Below are 11770 nucleotides of genomic sequence, written 5' to 3' on the forward strand. Positions count from 1 at the left end.
CAGGGAGTTTTGCAGCCCTCTGGGGGCCGCTCCCCTTCCGGTGTCTCTCCCCGGCCTGCGCGTCAGAGCGTCGCCCGCCGGGGCGCCAGGGCCACCAGCGCCTCCGCCAGCACGTCGGGGTCGTGCCGGGCCTGCTCGCCGGGATGCAGCAGGGGGGCGTGCCGCAGCCGCCCGCGCAGGTCGCCCCCCACCGCGCCGGGGTCCAGCACCTCGGCCCCCTCCCCGGCGTAGCGGGCGCGGATGGCGGGCGGAACGGGCGTGCTGTTCACCAGCACCCAGTCGGGCGTGCGGCGCAGGTGCCCCGTGACCGCGCCCACGTGGTCCGCGAGGCTCAGGCCCGTCGTCTCGCCGGGTTCGGTCATCAGGCTGGCGACGTACACGACGGGTGCCCCCGACTCGCGAATCGCGCGCGCCACATCCGGCACGAGCAGCGCAGGAATGATCGAGGTAAACAGGCTCCCCGGTCCCAGCACGATCAGCTCGGCCCCCTGAATCGCCTCCAGCACGGCGGGCAGCGCGGGGAGGTCCGGGGGATCGAGACGCACCGCCTCCACCCGCGCTTCTCCCACCTGCGCGGCCAGCCCACTCTCGCCGCGCACCTCGCGCCCGTCCGAGAGCCGGGCGACCAGCGTGCTCGGCGTGGTCGTGGCGGGAAAGACCTGCCCGCGCACCCGCAGCACCTCGTGCACGTCGCGCATGGCGTCCCCCAGGCCGCCCTGTTCCTCCGAGAGGGTGGCGAGCAGCAGGTTCCCGAAGGTGTGCCCGGCCAGCCCCTCGCCCCGGTCGAAGCGGTGCAGCAGCAGCCTGGAAAGCACCGGGCTGTCCGAGAGCGCCGCGTAGCAGTCGGTCAGGTCGCCCGGCGCGATCATGTCCAGCGACTCGCGCAGCCGCCCGCTGGACCCCCCATCGTCCGAGACGGTCACGACCGCCGTGATGTTGCTGGTGTGCGCCTTGAGGCCACTCAGCAGGTTCGACAGTCCCGTCCCGCCTCCCACCGCCACGATGCGGGGGCCACGCGCGAGGGTGCGCTTGGAATAGATCACGTCCAGCGCCTGATCGGGTGCGGTGCCCGTCGAACGCAGCATGGAGCGGTTGAGCATCACGATGCTCAGCAGCGCTCCCCCCAGCGCCAGCGCCATCACCCCCATGCCGCCCACGTAGAGGGGCATCACCTCCGGCGTGGTCAGGGCGTTGAGCCACAGAATCCAGCGCGTCGCCACGAAGTGCAGCGGCCCGGTCCAGGTGAAGTGCAGGAAGCCCACCGCCCCCACCAGCGTGCAGAGCACGAACAGCACCAGCCAGCGCTTGACCCCCAGCCCCGGCACGAGCCACATCCGGGCGCGGCGGGCACGGCCCGGCCGGGGGTGTTGCTGCGGTGCCGGAGGCGTCAAGCCTCGCCACCCACCCGCATGTCGCGGTGGTCGGCCACCTGTGCGCCCAGGTCCGCGAGGTCACCTGCGAGCCGCGCCGCCACCGCCACCGAGCGGTGCTGTCCCCCGGTACACCCGATCGCCACCGTGTACCCGTGCCGCCGCGCCGCCCGCGCCCGCTCGGCGCTCGCCCGCACGAAGTCGCGCACCTCCGCGTAGAAGCGCTCGGATTCCTCGTCCCCAAAGACGTACCCGGCCACGTCCGCCTCCAGCCCGGTGCGGGGCCGCAGTTCGGGGACATAGTGCGGGTTGGGCAAAGAGCGCACATCCACCACGAGGTCGGCGTCGCGCGGGGGCGTGTGCTTGAACCCGAAGCTCAGCAGTCGCAGGTCGAAGTCCTGCTCCAGACGGCAGGCCCGCAGCACCCGCTCCGCGAGCTGCGCCGGGGTGAGGTTCGTCGTGTCGATCACCGTGTCCGCAATGGCCCGCAGCGGCGCGAGCAGGTCCCGTTCGCGCTGAAAATCCAGCATCAGGTTCTCGCCCAGCGGGTGTTCCCGGCGCGAGAGGTTGTAGCGCCGCAGCAAGACCTCGGAGGTCGCCTCCAGAAACAGCACCCGCAGGTCCTCGCGCCGCCGCGAGAGCCGCACGTAGCTGTCTTCCAGCGCACTCAGAAAGTCGCGGGTGCGGGCGTCCGTGCTTACCGCCACCCGCTCCAGCCCCCGCGCCGTGGCGAGGTCGTGCATCGCCCCCCACAGCTCGGGCGGAAGGTTGTCGGTGACGTAGAAGCCCGCGTCCTCCAGCGTCCGCAGCGCCGTGCTTTTGCCACTTCCCGACAGGCCGGAGACGATCACGAACATGCGCGCAGTCTAGGGCGTAGGAAGAAGGGCAGAGGGGCAGAAGGCTCGCGCCCCTGCCCCTCCCGGCTGACGGCTGGCCGCTTACCGGACCTTCGTTCCGCTCGGCAACTCCAGCCGGGTGCCCACCAGATCGAGGTTGCCGTGCTCGTCCTCGGCGGCGAGGATCATGCCCTGCGACTCGATGCCGCGCAGCTTGGCAGGCTTGAGGTTGGCGACCAGAATGACCCGGCGGCCCACCAGGTCCTCGGGCGCGAACCACTGGCGGATGCCGCTGACCACGGTGCGCGTTTCCCCCCCCAGCCGCACCGTCAGCTTGAGCAGCTTGTCGGCCCCCCGCACCGCCTCGGCCTCCACGACTTCCGCGATGCGGAGGTCCACCCGCGCGAAGTCGTCGATGGAGATCAGGTCCTGGGTGGGGGCGACCGTCTCGGTGGGCTGGGCGGCGGGCTGCTGGGCAGGCATCGTTTCAGCGGGTTGGGTCATGGTTTTTTTCTCTTTCTTGTTGGTCGGTTTGGGAGTGGGGGCGGCTTCGGCTTTCGGCAGCGGCTCGGGTTTGGGGAAGAGGACCGGGCCGCCGGGCACGGCGGTTCCAGCGGGGATCAGGCCCCAGGCCGCCGTGAGCGGATAGCTCTGCCCCGCCAGCCCGAGCTGGGCGCGGAGTTCCTGCGCCTTGGCCGGAATCACGGCCTCCAGCGCCACGCTCGCCACCCGCAGGCCCTCGGCGGCGGTGTACAGCACCGTGTCGAGCCGCCGCTGGGTGTCGTCCGACTTCGCCAGCGTCCACGGGGCACTTTCCGCGATGTAACGGTTGAGGTCGCGCACGAAGTTCATGGCGGCCTCGATCGCCATGTTGACCTTCAGGTCGTCCACCAGCCGCAGCACCTCGCCGGGCAGGGCCAGCGCCGCCGACTCGATCTGGTGCTCGCGCGTGCCCTGTTCGCAGGCTTGCGGGAGCACGCCGCCCCGGTACTTCTGGATCATGCTGACCGTACGCGAGAGCAGGTTGCCGAGGTCGTTGGCGAGGTCGGAGTTCAGCCGCGAAACCAGAATCCCCTCGCCGTAGGGGCTGTCGGCCCCCAGCGACGCCTCGCGCAGCAGCGTGTAGCGGATCGCGTCGGCGGGGTACTCGTGCACCAGCGCTTCCGGGTCAATCGCGTTGCCGAGGCTCTTGCCCATCTTGCGCCCGTCTTCCGCGAGGATGTGGCTGTGCACCACCAGGCGGCGGTACACAGGCAGCCCCGCCGCCCGCAGCATGGTGGGCCAGAAGACCGCGTGCGGCTTGAGGATGTCCTTGCCGATCACGTGCCACGCGGTCCCGATGGTCTCCTCGCCCAGGCCGAGGCTGACCGGCCCGGAGACGTAGTTCAGCAGCGCGTCGAACCACACGTAGGTGACGTGGTCGGGGTCCCAGGGCAACTCGATGCCCCAGGGCACCCGCGCCTTCGGGCGGCTGATGGAGAGGTCGCCGATGGGCTCGCGCAGCATCTCCAGCACCTCGTTGCGGTATCCGGCGGGGCCGATGAACTCGGGATGGGTCTGGATATGCTCCAGCAGCCACGCCTGGTACTTCTCCATCCGGAAGAAGTAGTTGGCCTCACGCCGCCGCTCGGGCGGATCCTTGTCGCCGGGAAAGCGGCGCACCCCGTCCGGCCCCTCGACCAATTCCTTCTCGGTGACGTACCGCTCGGCGCCCACCGAGTACAGGCCCTCGTACTCGGCGAAGTAGATGTCGCCCGCGTCGTACACGCGCTGCAAAATCTCCTGCACGTAGCGCTTGTGGCGGTCTTCGGTCGTGCGGATAAAGTCGTCGTAGCCGATCTCCAGCCGGTCCCACAGGCCCCGGAAGGCCCGCAGCGCGAGGTCGTCCACGAACGCCTGCGGGGTCTGCCCGCTCGCGGCGGCGGCCTTGGCGATCTTCTCGCCGTGCTCGTCGGTGCCGGTCAGGAAATGTACCCGGTCCCCGGCGAGGCGGCGGTAACGGGCGATGGCGTCGGTCAGGATCTTCTCGTAGACGTGCCCGATGTGCGGCAGACCGTTGGCGTAGTCGATGGCGGTCGTGATGTAAAAGGTGGGCGGCTCGGCCCCCGTTGGTCTGCTCATGCTCGCTCTCTCCCCGCCCGGCACGCTCTGTTCCTCGCAGAGGGGGGCCGGGCAACCCCGTCAGGATACGGAAAAACGGCCCAATGGGAGGAGGGGCGGGGCGGACTCTCGCGTCTCACCCCGCCCCTCCCGACCGACCTGTCAGGGACGCGGGGGCATTCGCATGGGCTTGGCGGCGCGGGCGGTCATGCGGGCAGTGTACCCGGCCGGGGGCGGTCCCGTCACCTTTCCCCCGGTTGGGTGAGGAGTGGCCCCCTAGAATCGGTCGTGTGATTGCCTACCTGAAAGGCACCGTGCGCGAGGTGCGCGACGCGAGTGCCGTGATCGTCGCCGGGGGCGTGGGCTACGAGGTCCACTGCCCGGCGTCCGCCCTGGGCAAGTTGAGTGTGGGCGACGAGGCCGAACTCAACATCCGCCACATCGTGCGCGAGGACGCGCAGCTTCTCTTCGGCTTCAGCGACGCCGACAGCCTGCGCCTCTTCGACCTGCTGACCGGGGTGAGCGGCGTGGGGCCGAAGCTGGGATTGGCGCTGCTCTCGGCCATGCCGGTGAGCGCCGTGGCGCAGGGCCTGCTCACGGGCGACGTGAAGCTGCTCTCCAGCGTGTCGGGCGTGGGCAAGAAGACCGCCGAGCGGCTGGTCCTCGAACTCCAGAACAAGGTGCCCGAGCATCTGGTGGCCGGGCCAGCGGGGGGCGGCGCGGCGCGGGCGGCGGCCCCCACCTCGACGGCCGGGCGCGACGCCATCGAGGCGCTGTTGGCGTTGGGCTTCCGCGAGCCGCAGGTGCGCGGGGTGGTGGCCGAACTGCTCGCCGCCGACCCGGCCCAAAGTGCCGACGCCCTGATTCGCAAGGGCCTGGGCCGCTTGCGATGAGCCACGGCGAACCCAGCAGTGTCACCCTGCAAGACGGCCCCAGCGACAAGCGGCAGGCGACCCCCGGCACGCCCGAGGAGCAGAAGGTCACCTGGCTGGAGCTGTTCTTCGACCTCACCTTCGTGGTGGCCTTCGACCAGCTTGCCAAGCGGCTGGGCGACGCGCCGAGCGGGATCAACCTCGTCAACTTTCTGGTGATGTTCGGGGCGGTGTGGTGGGCGTGGGCGGGCAACACCACCTTTGCGGCGCGGCACGGCAACCAGGAGCGGGTCTACCGTTGGGGCACGCTGGCGCAGCTCCTCACCGTGGCGCTGATGGCCCTGTCCGAACGGGGTGAACTCGCGGAAAACGGCCCGGTCTTCGCCGCCGCCTTCGCCGCCAACCGGCTGATTCTGGTCGCCATGCACGGGCTGATGATTCGCAAGGATCCCGACGTGGCCGCCTTCGCCCGTCCGCTGATGACCGGGTATGGGCTGGCCGCGCTGATCTGGCTGGGGAGCGCCTTTCTGGGCGGGACCGTTCAACTGTTGGCCTGGGGGGTCGCGCTGGCGGTGGATCTCGTGACGCCGCTGCTGATCAAGGACCGCCACGGCCACGCGCTCCCGCATCAGGAGCACCTGCCCGAGCGGGTGGGCCTCCTCCAGATCATCGCGCTGGGCAACATCGTGACCGAGTTGGTCGCGGGGGGGCGGCAGCGCCCGCTGACCCTGGCCGACCTCGCGCCGTCCTTCTTCGCGCTGCTGGCGGCAGTGGGACTGTGGCGGCTGTATTTCGACCAGGCCCGTGCCCTCCCGGTGCTGGAGGCGCACCGCCGGGGCCGGGTGGGGTCCTTTTTGCTGTGGCTGTACAGCCACATCCCCTTCACGCTGGGGCTGGTGATGCTGGCGGTCGGGCTGGGCCACGGCATCAGCGACACCGAAAATGCCCGCGACGCCGTGAACCTGCAACTCGTGGTGTGGTCGCTCTTCTCGCTGCTCTTTTCGCTGGTGCTGCTGCGCTTCACGGCGCTGCGGCTCTCGCGCCGCCAGCCCCAGCGCGACCGCAGCCTGCTCGCGCTGCTGGGGGGGCTGCTGGTGGCGGCGGGGCTGTCGCTCACCGACCTGGGCACCCTGCCCCTGCACGCGGCGGTGGCGGCGTTGACGCTGGGCCTGGCGGCGATCACCGCCACTGACCCCATGACCGAGCACCTCGGTGACCTGGAGGAGCGGTTGGGGGCCGGGGGGTCGCCGCTGTAGCCTCCCTCCCCGGTGCTCAGCCCGTCAGCACCGCCGCCCCCAGGTCCTCCAACGACCGCACGAGCAGGACCTGGGCGCCCGGCAGGTTCACGATCAGCAGGTCGTCGAGCACCTGTTCCGGCTCCCCGAGGGCCTGCACGCTGAGCGCCCCCAGGGCGGGCCGCACCTCCAGCTCGGTTCCGGCGGCCCGCAAGACGAGGTGGGGCTCACGCGGCAGCCGCAGCCGGACGGGGGTGCCGTCTGTGGGCAGCGTGGCCTCGCCCCCGGCGACGGGCTGGGCGGCGCGGGGGAGCCCCCCTCGGGCGGCGAGGACGGCCCCGCGCAGCCGTTCGGTGGGGTCCGTGCCCAGCCCCAGGCGCTCACGGGCCTCCTCCAGCACGGGGCCGAGCTCCTCCGGGCGCAGGCGGGCGGCGCGGGCGTGCAGGGCGGCGGCCCCCTTGCGGGCGAGGGTGAGGAGGGCACCCGGCGGGGCGGCGGCGTAGCGGGCGGCGCTGTGGGGACCCAGGGCGCCTTCGTCCACCGGGGCGCCGCGCAGCAGCCCCGCGACCGCGCGGGCGAGGCGCAGGCCCGCGTACCCCTCGTCCGGGCGCAGCAGGGCCGCCACGATCCGGGCCTGTGCGGCGAGGTCGGCCAGCCCCGGTCCCGGCGGCGTGAGCCAGTCCAGGGTCAGGTACGCGCCGCTCAGGGTCAGCCGCAGCGCCGCTTCCTCGGGGATCAGCAGCTCCAGCGGCAGGGTCTGGACCCGGTCGGCGGCGGGGCGCTCGGGGTGCAGCAGGGCGACCGTCCGGCCCCCCGGCCCCTCGACGAGCAGTTGCCAGCCTGCCCCTACCCGCTGCCAGGCCAGGTGCAGGCCCCGCCAGGTGGCCTCCCGCCCTCCCGCGAGGTGCAGGGTCAGGGTGTCCCCCTCCGGCGGGGGAGCCGCCAGCGCCGCGCGGGGCGTGGCCGCGTACAGGATCGCGCCGCCCGGCAGATCGGTGCCGGGGGCGAGGCTGGGCGAGGGGGCACGCTCCATCAGGGTGTCCAGCCGCCGCCGGACCTCGGCCGCCGCCTCGCGCAGCAGCGGGCGGTCGTGGGCCGCCTGCCCGGCGGGGTGGGCCTCGCGCAGCGCCCGCACCAGTTCGCCCCGGGCGGCCGGGGCCAGCGGCTCTCGCTCAGCGGCCCGCAGGTGCGCGGCGAGCACGTCCGCGTCGGCATGGCGGGGGAGCGGCTCGGCCTCCAGCGCCAGCAGCGCCGAACGCAGCCTCGCCCAGCCGGAGGGCGTGCCCATCCGGGCGGCCACCCCGTGCAGCAGGTCACGGGCGACCGTGGGGCGGTCCAGCGCCACCAGCGGGTCCCCGGCGGCGGGCACGGCGACCTCGCCGCTCTGCCCCTGCGCCGCCCGCTCGGCGCTCTCGGCGGCGGCGTGCAGCACCCGCAGGGACGGTTGCCCCCGTTGGGCGAGCCACTCGCGGCCCAAGGCCTCCAGCCCGGCCCGCAAGTCGCGTTCCCAGCGCAGGCCGCGCAGCTCGGCCCAGGCGCGGACCTCGGCAGGGTCGGCGGGGGCCGTCTCGTCGGGGGTGCCCACCGCCCGGGGGGGAGGTGTGGCGGTACTGAGAGCGGGTTCGGCGGGTGTATCGGTCCCCGCCCGGTAGGCCCGGTACAGGCGGTCGGCGGCCCGCAGGCGACGGGTCAGGCTGGGGTCGAGGGAAGCGGCCTGCAGGCGGGTGCGTAACTCGCCCAGCGCCCGCAGGCCCCCCCGGGGGCGTCCCCCCGCCCGCACGTCGGCCACCCGGTACTCATACAGCTCGACGAGTTCGGCCCACACGGTCTGCTGCGTCACGCGCCCCACTGTAACGGGGGCACTCTGACAGGATTCGGACCCCGCCTCCCGCATCCGGGCCGCGCCGCGCCGCCGGGGTTCGCTATAACGGGGGCACCGATGTTGCCCTGCCCCGCCGCCCTGCCCCCCTTCCCGCCCGGCCGGAGCCGCCGTTGACCCCGGACACGCTGCCCGGCGGGGATGGCCCAACCTGCTGCTGCTCGCCGGGCTCTTCGCGGCGGGGCTGCTGCTGTTCGTGCGGCTGCCCGAGCGGGCGCTGGCGGTGCTGGCGGGGGGCTGGCGACGGGGCTGGCGGGGGGCTGGCCGCGCTGGCGGTGCTGGCCGGGGGCACCCCCGAGCGGGCACAGGGGCACTGGTCGCGGCGGCGCTGCTGCTGACCGGGGCGCCGCTGGTGGTCTCGGGCGGGGCGGCGGCCGCCTTCCGGCGGCGCCCGGTGCGGGTGCAGCGCACCGACCGCGCCGCCCCGCCGCGCTCGGCCACGCCACTGCCCGACCTGCACTTTCAGGACTACGAGGTGCTCGAACGGGTCGGCATCGGCGGAATGGGCAGTGTCTACCGCGCCCAGCGGCGCTCGGACGGGCGCACGGTGGCGCTCAAGGTCCCCCAGGACAAGTACCTCGCGGACACCAAGTTCGTGCGCCGCTTCTACCGGGAAGCCGAGGTCCTCAAGCGCTTCAACCACCCCGGCATCGTCCGCGTCTACGACTTCCGGATGGAGGACCCCGAGCACTACATCGCCATGGAGTTTCTCGACGGCGAGAGCCTGGAAACGTTGATGGACCGTGAGCGGCTCCCCTTCGAGCAGGGCGTGCAGGTCGTGCGTGCGCTCGCGGACGCCCTGCGGCACATCCACATGCAGAACGTGATCCACCGCGACATCAAGCCCGCCAACGTGATGGTTCTCAAGGGGGCCTTCCGCGACGGGCGGCTGCGCGAGGGCGGCATCAAGCTGATGGACTTCGGAATCGCGGTGGGCAAGGTGCTGACGCGCCTCACCATGACGGGAGCGCGGGTGGGCACGCCGATCTATATGGCCCCCGAGCAGGCCAAGGGGGGCCGGGTGGACGCCCGCAGCGACGTGTACTCGCTGGGCCTGCTGGCCTACGAACTCGCCACCGGCCAGACCGCCTTCAAGGGGAGTTACGAGGCGGTCGTCCACCAGCAGGTCTTCGAGGCCCCCAAGCCCCCCAAGCAGGTGCGGCTGGAGGTGCCCGGCAAGCTCAGCGACCTGATCCTGCACATGATCGAGAAAGACCCCGCCCAGCGCCCTGGCCTCGACGAGGTGATCGCCCGCATCGACGCCGGGGTGCTGGAGGACGAGACCTTTACCGACCCCTGGGCGCTGGCACTCGGCGTGGAGGAACGCCGGGGCACCCTGCGGCTGCTCGACCTCTCGGGCAAGCTGCGCCTCAGCCTGCGCGACGGCCCCGGCAGCGCCTCGCTGGCGACCGGGCAGGAACCGGCCGCCCCCAGCCTCCCCGCCGCGCCCCGGGCGCTCGCCGCCGACGACGCGGGGCACCTCTATGCCGCCGTCCTCGACTACGGCCGGGCGGGCACGGCGGGCCTGATCCGGCAGCTTGCCCCCGACGGCACGGAGCTGCGGAGCTTCGGGCGCTACGGGCTGGGCGAGGGCGAACTGCTCGATCCGGTCAGCCTCGCCTGGGCCGGGGGGCAGCTCTACGTTCTCGACGGCGAGGCGCTGCGGGTCAACGTGTATGGCCCGGCGGGGGAGTTCCGGGGCTCCTTCGGCGGGCGCGGCACCGGGCCGGGCGCCTTCGAGGCCCCGCGCACGGTGGCCGCGACGCCGGGGGGCGAGGTGCTCGTGCTGGACCCCGGACGGCGCGAGGTGGGCCGCTTTTCCCCCACGGGCGAGTATCGGGGCCGCTACGCCTTTCGCCTCGACCGCAGTTCCGAAGCCCTGCGCGAGCTGGAAGGGCTGGCGGCCGGAGCCGACGGGACCGTCTATATCGTGGACGGGGTGGCCCGCAAGGTCCGGCGCATCGACCCTGGCGGCACCCCGGGCGGCGCCTTTGCCCTGGAGGGCCTGGTGGGCGAACCCGCCTCTGCCCCGTGGCTGCTGCACCCCGGCCCGGAGGGGCAGCTCTACGCCGTGCGGCAGGGCGGGCAGATGCTGCGGACCTTCAGCGCGGCGGGCGACCTACTCTCCACCCGCGACATGTATACCCCGGTCCTCGCGCTGACCCTGCTGCCCCGACCCCAGGGTGGGGGCCAGGCATGAGCCGCCTGCCCCCCCTGACCCTCTACACCCGCCGGGGCTGCCACCTGTGCGAGCAGGCCGAGGAACGGCTGCGCCTCCTCGACTTCGCTTACACCCCCGTGGACGTGGACACTGACCCTGCCCTGCGTGCCCGCTACGGCGACGACGTGCCCGTGCTCGCGGCCGGGGAGCGGGTGCTGCTCAGGGGCGTCTTGAGCCGCGCCCGCCTGAGCGAGCTGAAGCTGCGGCTGCTGCGGGAGGCGGGCGAGGGGGCGTGAGTTCCGGCCGGTGCGGGCCAGCCCCCCGCGCTATGGTGACCCCATGAGTTGGCTAGACCGTCTGCGCCAGGGCCTGAGCAAGACCCGGCAGCAGATCAATGACACCGCCGGGGACCTCGGCACCGACCTCCGCGAGACCCTGACCACCCGCCTCGACACGGTCGAGGACCTCGAATACGCCCTGATCGCCGCCGACGTGGGCCGCGCGGCCACCGAGGAAATCCTCTCGGACATTCGTGCGAGCAACAAATCCAACCTGCAAGACGCGCTGATGGAGGCCTTGACCCTGCAGCTCGAACCCGACCTGCGCCGGGCGCAGTTCCGGCAGCTCGGCTTCACGCCGGACGCCCGCCGCACCGTCGTGGACCCGCGCGGGCACGTGGTCATGGTGGTGGGCGTCAACGGGGTGGGCAAGACGACCACCATCGCCAAGCTGGGCGAGTACTACCTCGGCCGGGGCCGCAGCGTGATGTTCGCCGCCGGGGACACCTTCCGCGCGGCGGCGGGAGCGCAGCTCGGCGTGTGGGGCGAGCGGCTGGGCATCCCGGTCGTGCAGGGGCCGGAGGGCGGGGACCCCGCCGCCGTCGCCTACGACGCGGCTTCGGCGCGGGCCGCGCGGGGCACCGACCTGCTGTTCGTGGACACCGCCGGACGGCTGCACACCAAGCACAACCTGATGGAGGAGCTGAAAAAGGTCCGCCGCGTCGTGGACAAGGCCGACCCCGGCGAGCCCGCCGACGTGTGGCTGGTCCTCGACGCCGTGACCGGGCAAAACGGCCTCGCGCAGGCCAAGAAGTTCCACGAGGCCACGCCGCTCACCGGGGTGATCGTGACCAAGCTCGACGGCACGGCCAAGGGCGGCATCCTGGTGCCCATCGTCCGGGAACTCGGTGTGCCCATCAAGTTCATCGGGGTGGGGGAGGGGGCGCACGACCTCCAGCCCTTCGACCCGCAGGAGTTCGTGCGGGCGCTGTTCGACGTGGACGTGCCGAGGGACTGACCCGCTCCCCTATCCCGCCCC

The 11770-nt window shown here is 72.8% G+C and carries 9 protein-coding genes; 5 read left to right on the forward strand and 4 right to left on the reverse strand.

Annotated features, from left to right (window positions below; all coding sequences use genetic code 11):
- Nucleotides 1-62: 62 nt before the first annotated feature.
- The 3 genes from yvcK to metG form a co-directional block, all read right to left on the reverse strand.
- Nucleotides 63-1334, reverse strand: a complete 1272-nt coding sequence (gene yvcK / locus C3K08_RS04775; protein WP_104990261.1) for a uridine diphosphate-N-acetylglucosamine-binding protein YvcK — start codon at nucleotides 1332-1334, stop codon at nucleotides 63-65.
- A 53-nt stretch (nucleotides 1335-1387) separates the two neighbouring features.
- Nucleotides 1388-2227, reverse strand: coding sequence for an RNase adapter RapZ (gene rapZ / locus C3K08_RS04780; RefSeq protein WP_104990262.1), 840 nt, complete (start codon nucleotides 2225-2227; stop codon nucleotides 1388-1390).
- Between the two features lie 81 nt (nucleotides 2228-2308).
- Nucleotides 2309-4327 carry a methionine--tRNA ligase gene (metG, locus tag C3K08_RS04785; RefSeq protein WP_104990263.1) on the reverse strand — a complete coding sequence of 673 codons (2019 nt, stop codon included), beginning with the start codon at nucleotides 4325-4327 and terminating at the stop codon, nucleotides 2309-2311.
- A gap of 269 nt (nucleotides 4328-4596) precedes the next feature.
- On the opposite strand from metG, the gene ruvA reads away from it, so the two are divergent.
- Both ruvA and C3K08_RS04795 read left to right on the forward strand, forming a co-directional pair.
- The gene (gene ruvA / locus C3K08_RS04790; protein WP_104990264.1) at nucleotides 4597-5199 is read left to right on the forward strand and encodes a Holliday junction branch migration protein RuvA; all 603 of its coding nucleotides are present in this window, start codon (nucleotides 4597-4599) and stop codon (nucleotides 5197-5199) included.
- Nucleotides 5196-6434 carry a low temperature requirement protein A gene (locus tag C3K08_RS04795; protein WP_104990265.1) on the forward strand — a complete coding sequence of 413 codons (1239 nt, stop codon included), beginning with the start codon at nucleotides 5196-5198 and terminating at the stop codon, nucleotides 6432-6434. Before ruvA ends, C3K08_RS04795 begins: the two co-directional genes overlap by 4 nt.
- 16 nt (nucleotides 6435-6450) lie before the next feature.
- On the opposite strand, the gene C3K08_RS04800 is transcribed toward C3K08_RS04795, so the two are convergent.
- Nucleotides 6451-8253 carry a hypothetical protein gene (locus C3K08_RS04800; RefSeq protein WP_104990266.1) on the reverse strand — a complete coding sequence of 601 codons (1803 nt, stop codon included), beginning with the start codon at nucleotides 8251-8253 and terminating at the stop codon, nucleotides 6451-6453.
- A 235-nt stretch (nucleotides 8254-8488) separates the two neighbouring features.
- Between C3K08_RS04800 and C3K08_RS04805 the strand changes: the two genes are divergently transcribed.
- From C3K08_RS04805 to ftsY, 3 genes are read left to right on the forward strand one after another with little or no spacing between them, the layout of a single operon-like run.
- Nucleotides 8489-10492: a protein kinase gene (locus C3K08_RS04805; protein ID WP_234009168.1), complete on the forward strand. Its 2004-nt coding sequence runs from the start codon at nucleotides 8489-8491 to the stop codon at nucleotides 10490-10492.
- Nucleotides 10489-10749 carry a glutaredoxin family protein gene (locus C3K08_RS04810; RefSeq protein WP_104990268.1) on the forward strand — a complete coding sequence of 87 codons (261 nt, stop codon included), beginning with the start codon at nucleotides 10489-10491 and terminating at the stop codon, nucleotides 10747-10749. Before C3K08_RS04805 ends, C3K08_RS04810 begins: the two co-directional genes overlap by 4 nt.
- 43 nt (nucleotides 10750-10792) lie before the next feature.
- On the forward strand, nucleotides 10793-11749 hold the full coding sequence (gene ftsY / locus C3K08_RS04815; protein ID WP_104990269.1) for a signal recognition particle-docking protein FtsY: 957 nt from the start codon (nucleotides 10793-10795) through the stop codon (nucleotides 11747-11749).
- Nucleotides 11750-11770: the final 21 nt, after the last annotated feature.

This window comes from Deinococcus sp. NW-56, from assembly GCF_002953415.1.
Lineage (GTDB): Bacteria > Deinococcota > Deinococci > Deinococcales > Deinococcaceae > Deinococcus.

Bases quoted from the DNA above. Each gene is read 5' to 3' on its own strand.
- ftsY (WP_104990269.1), top strand. From the start codon at position 10,793: ATGAGTTGGCTAGACCGTCTGCGCCAGGGCCTGAGCAAGACCCGGCAG.
- yvcK (WP_104990261.1), bottom strand. From the start codon at position 1,334: ATGTGGCTCGTGCCGGGGCTGGGGGTCAAGCGCTGGCTGGTGCTGTTC.
- rapZ (WP_104990262.1), bottom strand. From the start codon at position 2,227: ATGTTCGTGATCGTCTCCGGCCTGTCGGGAAGTGGCAAAAGCACGGCG.
- C3K08_RS04795 (WP_104990265.1), top strand. From the start codon at position 5,196: ATGAGCCACGGCGAACCCAGCAGTGTCACCCTGCAAGACGGCCCCAGC.
- metG (WP_104990263.1), bottom strand. From the start codon at position 4,327: ATGAGCAGACCAACGGGGGCCGAGCCGCCCACCTTTTACATCACGACC.
- C3K08_RS04810 (WP_104990268.1), top strand. From the start codon at position 10,489: ATGAGCCGCCTGCCCCCCCTGACCCTCTACACCCGCCGGGGCTGCCAC.